Source organism: Dactylosporangium roseum (assembly GCF_025264685.1).
Classification (GTDB): domain Bacteria; phylum Actinomycetota; class Actinomycetes; order Mycobacteriales; family Micromonosporaceae; genus Dactylosporangium; species Dactylosporangium roseum.
On the sequence record NZ_CP073721.1, the window covers coordinates 2,689,486 to 2,706,301 of the forward strand.

Below are 16,816 nucleotides of genomic sequence, written 5' to 3' on the forward strand. Positions count from 1 at the left end.
CTTGGAACCGTTGGTGGTGCCGGAGCCGTGGACGTCCACGGACTTGCCGGCGACCCGCGTGACGCGATGGCGCCGGGTCGGCAGCCCGAGCGTCGGGTTGGCGACGGCCCAGGCGGCACCCCTGCAGACCAGCTCCTTGTAGACGGCGGCGAGCCGTCCGGTCAGGACCGCCCGCACGGCGCGGTCGTCGGCGGTGACGTACTGGATCAAGCCCTCCGTGCGGCCCAGCGAGATGCACTGGTTGAAGTAGCGGATCGGCGTGTTCGGGAGCTTCCCGCCGGTCAGGCGTGCCGCGATCGCGTCGGCGGCCTGCCACGCGGCCGGACCGCCCGAGGCGCACGACATCCGCAGCGGCTTGTCGCCGGGGCCCGTCGCCATGGCCGCGTCGCCGACGGCGTAAACGTCCGGGTGCGAAACCGACCGCATGGTCCCGTCGACCACGATCTGGCCGGTGCCGGCGACCTCCAGGGTGGTCGCCGCCGCGATCGGGTGGACCGCGAAGCCGGCGGTCCAGACGGTGACCGCGGCCGGGATGACCCTGCCGTCGGCGGTGGTGACGCGGTCCGCTTCGACGCCGGTGACGGCGGCGTGCTCGTACACCGTGATCCCGAGCTTGCCGAAGACCTTCCGCAGGTGCTTGCGGCCCTTGGGGGAGAGCCAGCAGCCGAGCCCGTCGCGGGCGGCGAGGGCGACGTCGAGATCCGGGCGGGCCCCGGCGATCTCGGTCGCGGCCTCCAGGCCGGTGAGGCCGCCGCCGACGACGACCACGGTCCGGCCGGCGTCGAGGCGGGCCAGGCGCTCGCGCAGCCGGAGCGCTCCGGGGCGGCCGGCGATCTCGTAGGCGTGCTCGGCGGTCCCGGGGACGCCCTGGGCGTTCCAGCCGCTGCCGAGGGCGTAGAGGAGGGTGTCGTAGGTGAGTTCGTCGGCGCCGTCCGCGTCGATGACGGCAACCGTCCTGCGGTCGACGTCGACGCCGGTGACCTTCGCGAGTCTCAGCTCGACGCCGGTGCCCGCGAACAGGTCGCTGAGCGGTCGGGGCCTGAGGTCGTGGCCGGCCGCCAGCTCGTGCATGCGGACGCGTTCGACGAAGTCGGGCTCGGCGTTGACGAGGGTGATGGCAACGTCCTCGCGGCGGAGCCGCCTGGCGAGGCGGCCGGCGGCGATGGCTCCGGTGTATCCGGCTCCGAGCACGATGATGCGGTGCTGCATGTCCCTGCTCCTGTCCTGCGTGGGTTGCCACCTGAACCGGGTGGTCCGCCGTTTCCTGACAGGAACGCGATGTGGGGCACCTCACACAGCGCTCAGAAGGCGTTGAACAGGGGCTTCCCGTGGTCGACGGCCGCCCAGCGCGCGGTCGCGCGTTCGAGCTTGTCGGGGTTGACCTGGCTGCGGACCGCGGCGATGCCCTCGGCGGTGACCTCCAGGCACATGACGCCGACGACCCGGCCGTCCACGACGGCCACGACAGCGGGATCGCCGTTGGCGGTCCAAGCGTAGACCCCGGGCGTGCCGCCGGCCGCGGCGCGCTTGGCCTCGCCGGGTGCGAACAGGCCCCGCAGGAACCTCGCGACCGCGACGGCGCCCTCGAACGCCTTGGTGCGGGACGGGACCTTCCCGCCGCCGTCGCCGACCGAGACGGCGTCCTCGGTGAGCAGTCGCACGAGCGGCTCGGTCCGGCCGCTCGTGGCGGCCGCCAGGAACTCCTCGACGATCCGCCGGGCGGCGGTCCTGTCGACCTGGGTGCGGGTCTTGCCGTCCGCGACGTGCTTCTTGGCACGGTGGAAGAGCTGCTGGCTGGCGGCCTCGGTGATGTCGAGGACCTCGGCGATCTCCCGATGCGGGTAGTCGAAGGCCTCCCGCAGCACGTAGACCGCCCGCTCACCGGGGGAGAGGCGCTCCATGAGGATGAGGACCGCATACGAGACCGAGTCGCGCTGCTCGGCGGTCTCGGCCGGGCCGAGCAGCGGGTCCCCGGCGAGCAGCGGCTCGGGAAGCCATCGGCCCACGTAGGTCTCGCGGCGTGCCCGTGCGGAGGTGAGCTGGTTGAGGCACAGATTGGTGAGGACCTTCGTCAGCCAGGCCTCGGGAACCTCGATGCGGTCGACGTCGGCGGCCTGCCAGCGCAGGAACGTGTCCTGCACGGCGTCCTCGGCCTCCCCGGCGGAGCCGAGGAGGCGGTAGGCGATGGCCGCCAGGCGCGGCCTGGCGGCCTCGAACCGCTCGACGTCGTTCCCGGTCAAGGGCACGGCCCGATCCTAGCCCGTGCGGCGCGGCGCCGAACCGATGACACTGGCCGGCCGGCGGCGCCGCCGCTCGAACGTCGGCCGGTGCTACCGGCCGAACGCTCCGCCCTCGATCAAGATGAGCAGGCCGATGCCGATCAGGACGACGGGCAGCAGGATGTGTCCCCAGCGACCGAGCGTCCCGGCGATGGCGGGCCGGGCGGCGAAGTGGCGGCCGGCCGCGATCCACACGGCGACCAGGACCAGGAAGACGACCGCGTAGACGCTCATGTCGCCGAGGCCCGCGGTGGCGAAGACCGGCACGTAGACGCCGATGTTGTCGCCGCCGTTGGCGAAGGTGACCGCGGCGACCTCCACGGCCCTGGGGCCGATGGTCCTGGCCCGGCGTTCCTCGCCGGAATCGGTGCGGAGCCGCCACGCCTGGACGGCGGCCTTGACGCCGAGCGCGAGCGGGAGCAGCCCGAGGTAAGGCACGACGTTCTCGGGCAGCAGGGTGGCGCCGAACGCGGCCGCGCCGGCCAGGGCCAGGATGGCCGTGAAGCCGAGGTACTGACCGATCGCGATGCTCCGCGCCGACCCCTTGTGCCCGGCGCCCTGGGCGAAGAACAGCGCCAGGACGAGGAGGTCGTCGATGTTGGTGACGGCGAAGAGGCCCACCGCCTGGCCGATGACGGCGAGATGCACGACCGGGCCGCCTCCGAACCCTGCTGTCCCGTTCCCGTGGCGGGCCGCCACGGCGACGACACAGCATCGTAGAACAGGGCGGATGACGTTCCGGCAGGCGCACCGTCAGTCCGCCCGCAGGGCGAGCAGCAGTTGCAGGTGGCAGACCAGGCGTTCGGCCCGGTCGGCGAGGTCGATACCGCTCACCGCGCTCGCCCGGCGGATCCGGTACCGAAGCGTGTTCGGATGTACGTGCAGCGCCGCCGCGGCGGCACGCACGTCTCCCATCGCGTCCAGATAGGCCAGCAGCGATCGAGCCAGCTCCGTCCCGTAGGTGCGATCATGCTCGACGAGCGCGGCGACCACCGGGTCGCGCAGTTGCGTGTTCGCTTCGAGCAGGCCGAGCATCTCGCTGAGCAGGACCTCCGCGCGCAGGTTCGCGATCGTCCCCACGTCGCGATCCGGAGTGTGCGCCATCGCGGCGAGCACCCGGTCGGCTTCCGACCGTGACGTGGCGATGGCATCGAGGGCGCGCACCGGCGAACCGACTCCCACCTGCACCCGGATTCCGGCTCGCCGTCGTAGGACGGCGACGATGGTCTCCGCGAGTGCGATCAGCGCCGGCTCGGGGGCGACCGGCGACACGTCTGGGAGCACCGCATAGATCCGCGATCCGAGGGCGCCGACGAGTGCGCCACGCCGGTACGTGGTGAGGTGGATCGAGACCACCTTGCTCAGTTCGACCCGATGCAGCTCGTGCTCGGCCTGGTCGCGCGTGTCCGCCCGGGTCGCGAACGCCATGACGATCGCGGACGTGGCCGGGTTGAGGTCGAGTTGCTCGGCGACCAGCTCCGCGCTGATACGACCGCTGATCAGGCCGGTGAGCAGATCCTCCCGGGACCGGACGCCCGGCGAACCGCGGCGCCGGAGCAGGTGTACCGCGGCCACCCGCGCGGCACCGAGCAGGACCTGCTCCGCCTGCTCGGTGAACGGCTGGCCGCCTTCCTGCACCCAGATCGTGCCCAGGTGCTGCCGACCGGCCCGGATCCCGGCGGCGAGCCGGCGCCGGATCCCGAGCTCGGGGCGCTCCTCGATGTGCACGACGTCCTCGTCCGAGCGCAGCCGCTGGAACACCCCCCATTCCCGCAGCAGCGCCATGTACGCCTTCGGGCCTTGCCACTGGAGGATTGACAACCGGCGCAGCTCGTCGACGTCGTCGTCGGAGCGCGAGTATGCCAGCACCCGGTTCTCGGCGTCCTCGATGGTCACGTTGCCCGCGGTCAGCACCGCGACGCTCTGTGCCAGGGCGAAGAGGTCACCGCTGTCCTCATCCGTGCGGACCGTGGCGGCCAGCACCGCACCGTCCACGACCTCGCGGGCCACGGACTCGAGCTGGTCCCAACGCACCCGGGGCCGCACGACTAGCAGCGCGATCCCGGCTTCCTCCGCGGCCGCGCGCAGCTCCGCGACGCTTCCGTCCGCGCCCGCCTTCACGGCGACGGCCGTGGCGCCCTTGCGCGCGGCCGCCCGCAGGTACCGGATCGCCTCTCTGCCCCGCACCCCGATGACGAGGATGAGCTCCTGCGGGTAGCTGTCGAGCTCGTCGTCCGGGTCGACGATGGCCAGCCCGCCGACGGCCGCGTCCAGGCTGCCCGCCACCAGGTCCATGAAGTGACCACCCACGGCGGCGAGCAGTTGCCGGAGGGTGGTGCCAGGTGCTTCCGCGCTCATCGAATGTGTTGTCCGATCGAACAATGACCTGGGGGGAACTGTAGCCGACCAGACAAATCGCTCCCGATTCACGCTGCCTTACGTTTCCGGCACACCGAATCGAGAGGTTGTTGATGGACGCGATCACCTTCCCGCCCGCCCCGCACAACGAGCCCGTGCGTGACTACGCGCCAGGCTCCCCCGAGCGGGCGAGCCTGGCCGCCGAACTGGGCGAACTCGCCGGCCGGCAGGTCGAGTTGACGACGACGATCGACGGCCGGCAGCGGATGGGCGGCGGCGATCGGATCGACGTCGTGCAGCCCCACAACCACGCGCACGTGCTCGGTACCACCGCCAACGCCACCCACCAGGACGCCAAGGACGCCGTCGCCGCAGCCCTGCGGGCCGCCGAAACCTGGCGGAACACACCGTTCGACGAGCGGGCCGCGATCCTGTTGCGCGCCGCCGACCTGCTCGCCGGCCCGTGGCGCGACACCCTCAACGCGGCCACGATGCTCGGCCAGTCGAAGACCGTGGTCCAGGCCGAGATCGACGCAGCCTGCGAGCTCGCCGACTTCTGGCGGTTCAACGTGCACTACGCACGCCAGATCCACGCCGAGCAGCCGTTCAGCGGGCCCGGCACCTGGAACCGGCTCGACTACCGTCCGCTCGAGGGCTTCGTCTACGCGATCACCCCGTTCAACTTCACCGCGATCGCGGGCAACCTGTCCACGGCGCCGGCGTTGATGGGCAACACGGTGATCTGGAAGCCCTCGCCGACACAGGGGCTGGCGGCGCACCTGACGATGCGGCTGCTCGAGGAGGCCGGCCTGCCGCCGGGTGTCATCAACCTGCTCACCGGCGACGGCCTGGCGGCTTCCGAGGTGATCCTGGCCGATCCGGCGCTGGCCGGTATCCACTTCACCGGCTCCACGAAGACCTTCCAGCACCTGTGGGCGACCGTCGGCGCGAACATCGCGAGCTACCGCGGCTACCCACGGATCGTCGGCGAGACCGGCGGCAAGGACTTCGTCGTCGCGCACGCCTCCGCCGACCTCGACGTGCTCCGCACCGCGCTGGTCCGCGGCGCGTTCGAGTACCAGGGGCAGAAATGCTCCGCGGCCTCGCGTGCGTACATTCCGCGCTCGGTATGGAATCGCCTCCGGGACGACCTGGTGTCCGAGGTCGAGTCGCTGACGGTGGGCGACGTCACCGACCTGCGTAACTTCATGGGGGCCGTCATCGACCGGCGCGCGTTCGACCGGCTCGACGGCGTGCTGCGCATGGCCCACGAGTCGCCCACCCTGAGCGTCATCGCCGGCGGCACGGCCGACGACACCAGCGGGTTCTTCGTCCGGCCGACGGTCATCGTCGGTGAGGACCCCACGCACGAGGTGTTCGCCACCGAGTACTTCGGCCCGGTCCTCGCGGTGTACGTCTACGACGACGCCGACTACGACCGGACACTCCAGGAGATCGACCGCCGCAGCCAGTACGGGCTGACCGGTGCGGTCATCGCACGGGACCGCTCCGCCGTCCAGCGGGCGAGCCAGGCGCTGCGCTTCACCGCCGGCAACTTCTACGTCAACGACAAGCCGACCGGCGCCGTCGTGGGCCAGCAACCCTTCGGCGGCGCTCGGGGCTCGGGCACCAACGACAAGGCGGGCGCCGCCTACAACCTGATGCGCTGGGTCAGCCCCCGGGTGATCAAAGAGAACTTCCGCCCACCGGTGGTGTCCACCCACCCGCACCAGGGCTGAGAGGTAGGTATCCAGATGCTTCGCTCCGCGCTGCTGGCAGCGGCCCGATCGGCCCGCTGCCGTACGGTTGTCGAACATACGCCGGTGATGCGGCCCATCGTCGACCGCTTCATCGCTGGGACCACTGTGGACGATGCCATCCGCACCGCACACCTCATCGCGGCGGACCGGCTGGTCTCACTCGACCATCTCGGCGAGGAGGACACCACCGACCCCGACCGGGCCGCGCGCAACGTCGAGGCGTACCGGATCGCACTGCGCCGCCTCGGCGACGAGGGCTTGGCCACGAAGGTGGAGGTCTCGGTGAAGCTCTCCGCGCTCGGCATGGCCGTGCCGGCCGACGGCGACAAGATCGCACTGGAGAACACCCGGGAGATCTGTGTTGCCGCGGCCGCCGCCGGCACGATCGTCACCGTCGACATGGAAGACCACACCATGACCGACACGACCCTGTCGATCGTGCGGGAACTCCGCGCGGACTTCCCGTCGACCGGTGTGGTGCTGCAGGCATATCTCAGGCGCACCGAGGCGGACTGCGCGGATCTCGCATACCAGGGGTCGCGGATCCGCCTGTGCAAGGGCGCCTACAAAGAACCCGCCTCGGTCGCCTACCAGAGCAAGTCCGAGGTGGACACCTCATACGTGCGGTGCCTGCGGATCCTGATGGAGGGCAGGGGATACCCGATGGTGGCCAGCCACGACTCCCGGATGATCCGAATCGCCGAGGAACTGGCCACCCGTACCAACCGCTCGGCCGAGGACTTCGAGTTCCAGATGCTCTACGGGGTGCGACCGCGCACCCAACGGGAGATCGCGGCCCGAGGCTTCCGGCTGCGGTCGTACGTGCCGTTCGGTACCGAATGGTATCCGTACTTCATGCGACGGCTGGCCGAACGCCCGGCGAACCTGACATTCTTCCTGAACTCGCTCGTACACCAAAACTGACAAGCTTCGTGGGCCCTGGTCCGCCGCCGACCACGGCGACGTGGCGTCGGACCCACCATACTGGAGCGGAAGTGGTCACCCGCACCGTACATGGCGGGTTGTCGATCACCGGCGCGCCCGCCTGAAGCAGCCGCCGGTCCGACGACCAGATCGCTGTGGCGATCGAGAACGCCAGCGGCCGCTTCCGCCGGGCTATTCGCAGAGGTTGACGAGACGTTCGTCGACGGAATACCCCGCATGCGCGGGGAAGCGCTGCTCGATCCCCACATCGACGATCTGGCCGATCGGAACACCCCCGCGTGCGTGGCAACATGTCTACGACCACTCAAGGGCGCTAGCGCTCGACGGACCACTCCGCGTGCCCGGGGGAGCACGACCCGGCCCAAGTCGACAAGGCACAAAGGCACGGGACCACCTCCACGCACGCGGGGAACACGCTGGCTTGAGTCGATGGATTGCCCCGCGGATAGGACCCACTCCGCGGCAGCGGGTGACACACCACCAGGCTCTGGTCCATGATGGCGCAGGGGACCACCCCCACGTGTGCGGGGAACACACGCCATGGCAGAGGTTGCGCAGCACGTCGAGCGGACCATCCCCGCGTTCGCGGGAAACACGACCTGGACCGCGAAATGCACGCGGGTCACAACGGACCATCCCCGCGTGCGCGGGGAACACATCGCGATCGACGCGAACACCGGCCCGTTCCTCGGACCACCCCCGCGTGCGCGGGGAGCACACCGGCAAGGCCGCCGGGGAGGCCGCGAAGAACGGACCACCCCCGCGTGCGCGGGGAGCACATGCCGATACCTGCTCAGCTCCACTCCAGCTCGGGACCACCCCCGCGTGCGCGGGGAGCACGACAGTACAGCGGGGCATGGAAGCGCAACGCGCGGACCACCCCCGCGTGCGCGGGGAGCACGACGATCCCCAGGAAGTCGTTCCAATCGCTCCCGGACCACCCCCGCGTGCGCGGGGAGCACGGCGTAGACGGCAGCTTCGCCCAGAACTCGATCGGACCACCCCCGCGTGCGCGGGGAGCACCTCGACGGCGGTGCACACGTGGACACGTCGGGGGGACCACCCCCGCGTGCGCGGGGAGCACAGGGCACAGACCACCTGTTGGGGCTGTGAACAAGGACCACCCCCGCGTGCGCGGGGAGCACTGAAGCCGCGTTCGCGTCGGGGCTCGACGGGGAGGACCACCCCCGCGTGCGCGGGGAGCACGGCCGGGGCACCGCCCACCCCGAGCTGATGGCGGGACCACCCCCGCGTGCGCGGGGAGCAGAGGTGCAGTCTCTGAGGCTGCGCCGTGCCCTGCGGACCACCCCCGCGTGCGCGGGGAGCACCCACGCCGCTCATCGAGGAGTCGGCGAGAGTCCGGACCACCCCCGCGTGCGCGGGGAGCACCTGACCTCCCGCCTGGGTTGAGCCGGTGGGCCCGGACCACCCCCGCGTGCGCGGGGAGCACATCCACCATCTGCTCCCACAGAACGCGACGCACCGGACCACCCCCGCGTGCGCGGGGAGCACGGCAGGTCGCGTTCGGTCCAGCCGAGGTAATGCGGACCACCCCCGCGTGCGCGGGGAGCACGTCAGCATGGTCAGGGTGGCGGCGTTGCGGATGGGACCACCCCCGCGTGCGCGGGGAGCACGGGACCGGCTTCGCTAGCTCCTTGCGCAACGCCGGACCACCCCCGCGTGCGCGGGGAGCACTGCTCACCATGGGCGGCCTCGTCGGTGCACTGCGGACCACCCCCGCGTGCGCGGGGAGCACGTGGTAGGCATGTCAGCTCAGTTCCTCTGCCAGGGACCACCCCCGCGTGCGCGGGGAGCACATCCCGACGTTCTACGGGCCCGACGAGATCACCGGACCACCCCCGCGTGCGCGGGGAGCACGGGACCGGCTTCGCCAGCTCCTTGCGCAACGCCGGACCACCCCCGCGTGCGCGGGGAGCACGACGTGCTGACCGTCAAGCCGGTCGACCCCGACCAGGCGGCCATGGGACCACCCCCGCGTGCGCGGGGAGCACGACGCCTTTCGGCATCCACACCACTGTGGACGGGGACCACCCCCGCGTGCGCGGGGAGCACAGTGTGGCCTCTCCACGGTGCTTCGGGTTGGTGGGACCACCCCCGCGTGCGCGGGGAGCACCCGACGCCGAGCCTCACGACGATCTGCTGTCCGGGACCACCCCCGCGTGCGCGGGGAGCACGGACTGGGCGCGAACTCATGACGATCTTGAAACGGACCACCCCCGCGTGCGCGGGGAGCACCTGCACGGCATCGCCGACACGTCAGCGCTGGTGAGGACCACCCCCGCGTGCGGGGAGCACTTCTGGCTCCAGCCGGTCGCGACGGCCCGCACCGGACCACCCCCGCGTGCGCGGGGAGCACGATGAAGCCCTGCGTGGCCCCGCCCAGGAACGGGGACCACCCCCGCGTGCGCGGGGAGCACTCGGCCACCGTCGGCGTCACCGGCACCGGCTCCGGACCACCCCCGCGTGCGCGGGGAGCACCTCCCCTTACCGCCCGGCCGCAGCGGCCCGCTCTGGACCACCCCGCGTGCGCGGGGAGCACATCCGTTCGCAGACCCAGCCGCCGAGGTTTGGCGGACCACCCCCGCGTGCGCGGGGAGCACAGATCCGCAGCAAGGGGGTGGACGGGGACCGGAGGACCACCCCCGCGTGCGCGGGGAGCACGTCACCTACGACGACCTGATCGACCTCGAGCACGGACCACCCCCGCGTGCGCGGGGAGCACGCGCAGTGCCGCACTCGGGTTCGACGGCAAGTGGGACCACCCCCGCGTGCGCGGGGAGCACGCTGTCCGGACTGCGGTCATGCCGTGGTCGTACGGACCACCCCCGCGTGCGCGGGGAGCACGAGGTCGCGCTCGACTGGTTGGCGGTCAGGAGGGGACCACCCCCGCGTGCGCGGGGAGCACCCCTTCCTCATCACCGACCAGTTGGCGGTCGGCGGACCACCCCCGCGTGCGCGGGGAGCACCTGGTGCCTTCCGCGCCGCCGGTGGACTGGAAGGGACCACCCCCGCGTGCGCGGGGAGCACCGCCGCGGTCCGGGCGGCCCGGACCTCGTTGCCGGACCACCCCCACGCACGCGGGGATGTTCCGTCCGGCAAATACCTCCGCGAGATGCTCGGCGAACGCTCCCCACGCACGCGGGGATGTTCCCAAGTTCGTCGCGCTTCTCGTCGGATTCGACGAGGGACGCTCCCCACGCACGCGGGGATGTTCCGTTCGCCTGGCGCACGACCGCCGACGGCGCTAAACGCTCCCCGCGCACGCGGGGATGTTCCGATCGAGCCGAGCTCCTGGATGTTCGCGCGGACACGCTCCCCACGCACGCGGGGATGTTCCCTATGACGTGCTTTCGGGCGCGGGCCGATCTCACGCTCCCCGCACACGCGGGGATGGTCCGGCACGGCCTACCTGACCAGTGCACCGAAGCGGATGCTTTCCATAACATGTGTCTGCCGGTAGGACTCAAGGCCGCGAAGTTACCAGGCCCAACGGCCCGGGCCAACCTGGACAAGGCCAACAACCCGGGCGCAGGGCCCGCGAGGCGTCGCCGGCGAGGTGTGCCGGCCGGTGCGCGTTCCGGCGCAATCCACCTCTATGCCGCCCGGCTCCATGATCATGGGAAAGATGTGGCTACCAGGGCAGCCACATCTTTCCCATGATCTGTGAGCGAACGGCACGGCGGCGGATCGCGCCGGCCGGCACACCTCGGCGGCGAAACCACACGCCCGCACTACTGTGTGTTGCCATCCCGTAGCGCAACGCCGGGGTTGGCGGGCGGCCGCTTCCGGTCTCGATTCGAGCAGGAATCAACGCGCAGGGGAACCTTCCAGCGGCGCCACGGGTGAGTGTGGTGAAGAAGGGAGCGGTGGTGTCCGACGCGGAACTCATCGACGAGGTCTATTCGGGGTCTTTCCAACGCCTCGTGGTTCAGTTGTACGCGGTGACCGGTGACCTCGCCGAGGCCCAGGAGGCGGTGCAGGAAGCGTTCGTCAGGGCGCTCGCCGAGCCGAAGCGATTCGGTCGTCTGGTGAATCCGGAAGCCTGGCTGCGCCGGGTCGCCATCAACGTCAGCCGCAGCCGGTATCGGCGGCGGCGGGCGCTGGAGGTACTGCTGCGCCGGATCGGCCCGCCGCCCGTCGTCCCGGACCCGAGTCCACAGCACGTAGCGCTCATGGACGCGCTGCGCCGCCTGCCGGTCGGGCAACGCCACGCGATCGCCCTGCACTACCTGGTCGACCTGCCCGTCGAGGAGGTCGCGCTGACGCTCGGCGTTTCGACCGGCACGGTGAAGTCCCGGCTTTCGCGCGGCCGGGCAGCGCTCGCAACGCTGCTCGCCGATCTGCATCTCGACAGGAGCCATCATGTCTGACGACCCGACTCGCTTCGCCGCCGACCTCCGCCGCGCGTTCGACGCCGGCACCGTGGCCCAGGCCGTTCGGCAGCCCGCCCTGGACGATCTCCATGCACGGACCGGCGCTCGTCGGCGCATGCGCATGGCCGGTATCGCGCTGGCGCTCGCCCCGCTGCTGGGCGCCGCCGTGATCGTGCCGTCCACCGTCGGCCAGCCCGGCCCCGACCAGCCGGTGCTCGAGGATGTGCAAGGTGTGCAGCAGTTGGTGTTCTTCTCCCCGGCGGAGGCGGTCGCCGTGCGGGAGATCGGCTGCACCGTGCGGTTCACCGTCACCACGGACGGCGGGCGAAGCTGGTCGGCGGAGCAGGCGTCGCGTGAGCCGCTGGCCTGCCCGACCGATCCACTCACGCGAGCGAGCATGCTGCCGGGATTGCAGATTCTGGATATCCGGACGTACCGCATCAGGGTGGATGGCATGTGGCAACTCACCCGCGACAGCGGTACGACGTGGCAGCCGGCCGCGTCGGCCGTGACGATGGTGGACGCGTTCCCGCCCGGCGCGCGGGTCCTCGACTGCGGCGTGCGGTGCGGGCTCTCCCCGGCCGCCCCGTTCGCGATCGATCCTGCCTCCGGCGCGGTGTTCCAACTGCGGCTCACGGAGCTGGCCGGGTGGACGCCCGTCGCCTACACCATGGCCGGCGAGCGCCTGTGGGCACTGCTGGCCGACTCCGGCCTGCGCTCGGCCTCCCGGATCGCGTGGAGCACCGACCGTGGCGCGACGTGGCAGAGCAGGTCGCTCGAACCCGACGATATGCCCTACGGGGTGGTCGCCGGACCGACCGGCCAGGCGCACGTCCTGTTCGCCCGGCGCAACGACGCCCACCGGGCGGAGCGTCTGCTGCGCACGACCGACGGCGGCGTTTCGTGGTCGTCCACCGCGACCGACCTGGTCGGCGACGGTGAGCAATGGCCGTTGGCCGTCACCGCCGACGGCGCGCTGATCACCGCAGAGCACTCCGGGTCGGCGCGAGCCAGCCGCGACGGCACCCACTTCACCCGCGGGCCGGTCGCTCACATCACCGGCGGCACACCCGGCAACGGGGCCGGTCACGGGTTGGTCTGGCTGTGGGAGCAAGAGCGACCCGGCACCGCATACGTCACCGGCGACGCCGGGACATGGACGGCGGTGCCGCTGCCCGCATGACCCGGGTGTCTTCATGACGTTGCCTGATACGGTCAGGCGCTCCAGAGCAGACAGAACGGCTTCCCGGCGGGATCGGCGTAGACCCGCCAGTCGTCGCCCTGGCCGGGCAGCCGGGTCGCGCCGAGGGGCAGCGCGGCCCGCTCCGCCACCTCGATGTCGTCGACCGTGACATCGAGGTGGACCTGCTGCGGGAAGGCCGGATCGGGCCAGCGCGGCGGGACGTGGTCCGGCGCCGCTTGCAGGCCGATCCGCCAGCCGTCGTCGGTGGTGATCGTGATCCACTCTTCGTCGGCGTAGCGCTGCGTCCAGCCGGCCAGCCGTGTGTAGAAGGCCGACAGCCCCGCGATGTCGCGGGCGTCGAGCACGATGGTCTTCAGCTCCCCGATCATCGGGACATCTTCTCCTCCGGGTACGACACCAGAACCTGACCGCGACCCGCCTCGTGGCCGCCGGTCGGGCGGGCGACGGTCAGGGCCGCGGGAACAGGTGCCGGTAGAGGGCGGATCGGCGAAACCCGCGGCCGTGGTGGGGGCTCTGCCAGGTCATCGACCCGAGGTCGGCCGCGCTGGTGCCGCCGACGGTCAGCCGGTAGTCGGGGTGGAGGTCGTCGTCGCTGGTGGTGCGACGGAACGTGACGGTCAGGTTCTCGCCCGGCCGGACCCGCACCCCGTCGAGGGGGAGGGGGACGTAGATCGGTGCCCAGCCGCGGGTGTCGCTGGTGAGGGTGTCGAGTTCGGCCGCGTGGGCGGTGACGGCGATCCGTGTCCAGAGCAGCAGGCCGGTCATCCATGCCCCGGTGGCCGCGACGGTGAGCTCGGCGACGCTGAGCGCGTCTGGTGGCGGTGACGCGCGGCGGTGGTCGAAGACGATCGACTCGACGGCGGCCGCGGAGGAGACGCGCAGCTTGTCGACCGGGCCGCCGAGGCAGAGCCGGAGATCGAACGGGTGGCCGACGCTGGTGAAGATCTGTTCGAGATAGGGCAGGCTCTCGGTGGCCAGCGCGTAGTCCTGGGCGGCCAGCGCCGGTGACAGGTCGATCGCGGCGACCCAGGTCTGGATGCGGTACGGGATCCAGACGCAGTCGGTCGCGCAGAGACGCCGGCGAGCGTCGGCGAGGGCGACGATGACGCCTTCCGCGGAGGCGATGTTCCCGACGATCTCGGAGATGCACACCTGCGCCGGCCGGGGGAGATCGATGTCGGTGGACGCCCCCTGGACGACTGTGACCCGGTCGGCGACGCCGGCCTCCGTGATCGCCCGGCGTGCCTGGCCGGCGGCCTCGGGTTGCTGTTCGACGGCGAAGACGTGCCGGGCGCCGGCGCGGGCGGCGTGCACCGCCCAGAGTGCGTCGCGGCCGGTGCCGATGTCGAGCGCGACCTTGCCGGGGACGGAGGCGGAGATGGCCTCGCGGTAGGCGTGCAACCGCTGGTCCGGCACGTCGAAGGCGTCGTAGACGCCATCGTCGTACACCGGGTATTCACCCATGGACGGGAACAGCACGAACGGCCGGTCACGAGCTGGCACCGTTCGCGCTGCCAGCTCGCGGTCGCCCGCGGCAACCGGCCTCGACCGCGCAGGAGTCATCACTCGATCATGCGCCATCGGCGACGGGTGCGGCACCCCGGCTCGGCGTGGTCCGGCCGTCTCGATACAGCCTGTGCCGCGTCGCACCGTGGCTACATGTGAAGTGTTCTGTGCCGAGGCGGCGGGCCGGGGTGTCAGCCAGACGTACGGATCGATGCGCGGTGCCGCGACCGCGCCTCGGTCAGGATGGCTTCGGCTTCCGGACGGTCCCGCCACCCGCGCACATCGGTGTGCTTGCCCGGTTCGAGATCCTTGTAGATGTCGAAGAAGTGGCCGATCTCGTTCAGCATGTGTTCGGGGAGCTCGGCGAGGCCGTTGACGGCCCGCCACCGGGGATCGGCGGCCGGCACGCACAGCAGCTTGGCGTCCGGTCCGTGCTCGTCGTACATCCAGAACATCCCGATCGGCCGCACGCGAACCACGCAGCCGGGAAAGGTGGGCGCGTCCAGCAGCACCATCGCGTCGATCGGATCGCCGTCGTCGGCGAGGGTGTCGGGGACGTAGCCGTAGTCGGCCGGATAGGTGGTGGCGGTGAACAGGGTGCGGTCCAGCCGGATCCGGCCGCGTCGATGATCCATCTCGTACTTGTTGTGCGAGCCGGCGTGGATTTCCACGATCATGTCGGTGTCCACAGGATGCCCCCGTACGTGCTCCCGCTCGTCGTCTTCCCGGCGAGCCCACCCGCCTTCCGCTACCCGCAGGTGACGTCGGTAGTCACCCGCCCCACGGCGGGCCATCGGGTGATACGCCGCCGGAGACAGGTCCCGTCACGCCGGGCTGCTGGCGGCGCACCCCCGCACGGCGCGGCGCCTGTTCGCGGTGCGCCGGTCGGCCGCCCGCCGCGGCGGGCGGCCGACCGGCGCAACCGGGTTGACGCCTGCCGGCGAACTCTTAGCGGGGCAACGGAAACATGCCTGCTCCAGTACGCTCCGCGGTATCAGTAGCTGCCGATGGGCAGAAGGGGAGTGATCGCCGTGCCCGACAGCGGTGTGGACCTTGGTGTTGACATCTACCGGCTGTGGCTCGCCGGATCGAAGTACCTTCCCGACGTGGCCGTGCTGATGGAGAACGCGCTGGCGCATGTCGGTCACGCCGGCACCAGCGACGCGGCCTTTGTGCGCCCGGCCGTGTTCGGTGGGGGTGTGTACGGTCCGGCCTACGGGCCGATGGGTGAGCTGCGTGACCTGCTGGCCGAGATGCTCGCCCAGACGGCGACCGCTCTGCGGGATTCCGGTGCGGCGCTGGTGCTGGCCGCCGACGAGTACCAGAAGACCGACGAGGAGGCCCGCGACATGTTCAACCGGATGCGCCGGGGCGGGACCTGAACGGATGGGCGATCCGATCTGGGTAGGCTCGTTCCAGGATCTCCCGGCCACCGCCCGCCGGTTCCACGACAAGGCCGTGGACGTGGCTGTCGAGCAGGCGGTGCTGTGGGCCCGCTCGATGTCCCACCACTTTGGCGGCGATCTGCGGTATGGCGAGGAGATGCGGGTCCGCCGGGAAGCCCGGGAGAAGGCGGAGGCGGCCTTCTCCGACATCCCGGGACTGTTCCAGTCCTTCGCCGATGCCCCGGATCCCGCCCGGTTCGAGCCGGCCGTCGAGAGTCTGCACCAGGCCCAGGCCAGCCTGGCCACCTCGGCCGTCAACACTGATCCGCTCACCAACAACCCGATCGTCGTGCGTGAGGAGTTCGCCAAGATCACCACGACCAGCGACTTCATCGACGACTGGAGCGGCGCGGCGGCGCACGAGTTCAAGGCCAACTACCTCGACCCGCTGCCGGCGAAAATCGGCGCACAGTTCCAGCTCGCCGCCATCCTCGCCGCCGCGATCCAGGCCGAGCAGGCGATCTGGCAGGCCGCCCGCAGCGATATCCGGCTCGTCCTCGCCAAGGGACTGGCGGCGCTGGATCACGTCGGGGAATGTACGCAGGCGCAGTGGACCATCACGTTCACCGTCGTCGCGTCGATCGCGGCGGTCGCCGCGGTTCCGTTCGCCGGGGGTCTGTCACTGAGACTCACCGCCGTCGGCGCCGCATCGCAGGTCGTCGCCGCGATCCCGATCGACGACGCCGCGGAGGAGGAGTACGCCGGCGACACCGCGTTCGAGGTCGTCGGCCAGGTTCGGCAGGGCGTGCAAGACCTGATCTCCCGGATCGCCCGGGCGGAGCAGGTCATCGGCGGACGGCTCGGCGACAACGTGGCTGTCGTGCACGCGAACTGGCGACAGTTCGTCTCCGACCGCCCGGCGCTGGACGACGCCACCCCGGCCAACGTCACCGGTCCCGCGTACTTCGGGTTCGCGCACTGAGGA

At 71.3% G+C, this 16,816-nt stretch carries 12 protein-coding genes, 1 pseudogene and 2 CRISPR repeat arrays; of the genes and pseudogenes, 6 read left to right on the plus strand and 7 right to left on the minus strand.

Annotated elements, in window-relative coordinates; genetic code table 11:
• Positions 1-57 precede the first annotated feature (57 nt).
• The 4 genes and pseudogenes from Drose_RS13175 to Drose_RS13190 form a co-directional block, all read right to left on the minus strand.
• Positions 58-1,209: pseudogene (locus tag Drose_RS13175) on the minus strand (NAD(P)/FAD-dependent oxidoreductase); the annotation flags it as partial.
• Positions 1,210-1,301: 92 nt separating this feature from the next.
• Positions 1,302-2,246 carry an RNA polymerase sigma-70 factor gene (locus tag Drose_RS13180; protein ID WP_260728464.1) on the minus strand — a complete coding sequence of 315 codons (945 nt, stop codon included), beginning with the start codon at positions 2,244-2,246 and terminating at the stop codon, positions 1,302-1,304.
• Positions 2,247-2,330: 84 nt separating this feature from the next.
• On the minus strand, positions 2,331-2,927 hold the full coding sequence (locus Drose_RS13185) for a cadmium resistance transporter (RefSeq protein WP_260728465.1): 597 nt from the start codon (positions 2,925-2,927) through the stop codon (positions 2,331-2,333).
• A 105-nt stretch (positions 2,928-3,032) separates the two neighbouring features.
• A complete protein-coding gene (locus Drose_RS13190) occupies positions 3,033-4,637 on the minus strand; it encodes a PucR family transcriptional regulator (RefSeq protein WP_260728466.1) in 1,605 nt (534 codons plus the stop codon).
• Between the two features lie 113 nt (positions 4,638-4,750).
• Here Drose_RS13190 and pruA point away from each other — a divergent pair, with 113 nt between their 5' ends.
• From pruA to Drose_RS13210, 4 genes are all read left to right on the plus strand, one after another.
• Positions 4,751-6,376, plus strand: coding sequence for an L-glutamate gamma-semialdehyde dehydrogenase (gene pruA / locus Drose_RS13195; protein ID WP_260728467.1), 1,626 nt, complete (start codon positions 4,751-4,753; stop codon positions 6,374-6,376).
• Between the two features lie 15 nt (positions 6,377-6,391).
• Positions 6,392-7,321 (plus strand): proline dehydrogenase family protein, encoded by a 930-nt coding sequence (locus tag Drose_RS13200; RefSeq protein WP_260728468.1) that lies wholly within the window; start codon positions 6,392-6,394, stop codon positions 7,319-7,321.
• Positions 7,322-7,849: 528 nt separating this feature from the next.
• A CRISPR array of direct repeats spans positions 7,850-9,599; the repeat unit is 28 nt; unit sequence GGACCACCCCCGCGTGCGCGGGGAGCAC.
• A 92-nt stretch (positions 9,600-9,691) separates the two neighbouring features.
• Positions 9,692-10,390: a CRISPR direct-repeat array (repeat unit 28 nt; unit sequence GGACCACCCCCGCGTGCGCGGGGAGCAC).
• Between the two features lie 842 nt (positions 10,391-11,232).
• The gene (locus tag Drose_RS13205) at positions 11,233-11,733 is read left to right on the plus strand and encodes a sigma-70 family RNA polymerase sigma factor (RefSeq protein WP_260728469.1); all 501 of its coding nucleotides are present in this window, start codon (positions 11,233-11,235) and stop codon (positions 11,731-11,733) included.
• The gene (locus tag Drose_RS13210; protein ID WP_260728470.1) at positions 11,726-12,919 is read left to right on the plus strand and encodes a WD40/YVTN/BNR-like repeat-containing protein; all 1,194 of its coding nucleotides are present in this window, start codon (positions 11,726-11,728) and stop codon (positions 12,917-12,919) included. The genes Drose_RS13205 and Drose_RS13210 overlap by 8 nt, the downstream gene beginning before the upstream one ends.
• Positions 12,920-12,951: 32 nt before the next feature.
• On the opposite strand, the gene Drose_RS13215 is transcribed toward Drose_RS13210, so the two are convergent.
• From Drose_RS13215 to Drose_RS13225, 3 genes are all read right to left on the minus strand, one after another.
• Positions 12,952-13,308 (minus strand): VOC family protein, encoded by a 357-nt coding sequence (locus Drose_RS13215; protein ID WP_260728471.1) that lies wholly within the window; start codon positions 13,306-13,308, stop codon positions 12,952-12,954.
• A gap of 79 nt (positions 13,309-13,387) precedes the next feature.
• Positions 13,388-14,443 carry an SAM-dependent methyltransferase gene (locus tag Drose_RS13220; protein WP_260728472.1) on the minus strand — a complete coding sequence of 352 codons (1,056 nt, stop codon included), beginning with the start codon at positions 14,441-14,443 and terminating at the stop codon, positions 13,388-13,390.
• 194 nt (positions 14,444-14,637) lie between these two features.
• A complete protein-coding gene (locus tag Drose_RS13225; protein ID WP_260728473.1) occupies positions 14,638-15,135 on the minus strand; it encodes an inorganic diphosphatase in 498 nt (165 codons plus the stop codon).
• A 318-nt stretch (positions 15,136-15,453) separates the two neighbouring features.
• Here Drose_RS13225 and Drose_RS13230 point away from each other — a divergent pair, with 318 nt between their 5' ends.
• Positions 15,454-15,828, plus strand: a complete 375-nt coding sequence (locus Drose_RS13230) for a hypothetical protein (RefSeq protein WP_260728474.1) — start codon at positions 15,454-15,456, stop codon at positions 15,826-15,828.
• Between the two features lie 4 nt (positions 15,829-15,832).
• On the plus strand, positions 15,833-16,813 hold the full coding sequence (locus Drose_RS13235; RefSeq protein ID WP_260728475.1) for a hypothetical protein: 981 nt from the start codon (positions 15,833-15,835) through the stop codon (positions 16,811-16,813).
• Positions 16,814-16,816 lie beyond the last annotated feature (3 nt).

Coding starts and splice junctions, on each gene's coding strand:
- Drose_RS13200 (WP_260728468.1), top strand. CDS start 6,392: ATGCTTCGCTCCGCGCTGCTGGCAGCGGCCCGATCGGCCCGCTGCCGT.
- Drose_RS13190 (WP_260728466.1), bottom strand. CDS start 4,637: ATGAGCGCGGAAGCACCTGGCACCACCCTCCGGCAACTGCTCGCCGCC.
- Drose_RS13215 (WP_260728471.1), bottom strand. CDS start 13,308: ATGATCGGGGAGCTGAAGACCATCGTGCTCGACGCCCGCGACATCGCG.
- Drose_RS13235 (WP_260728475.1), top strand. CDS start 15,833: ATGGGCGATCCGATCTGGGTAGGCTCGTTCCAGGATCTCCCGGCCACC.
- Drose_RS13210 (WP_260728470.1), top strand. CDS start 11,726: ATGTCTGACGACCCGACTCGCTTCGCCGCCGACCTCCGCCGCGCGTTC.
- pruA (WP_260728467.1), top strand. CDS start 4,751: ATGGACGCGATCACCTTCCCGCCCGCCCCGCACAACGAGCCCGTGCGT.
- Drose_RS13230 (WP_260728474.1), top strand. CDS start 15,454: ATGGGCAGAAGGGGAGTGATCGCCGTGCCCGACAGCGGTGTGGACCTT.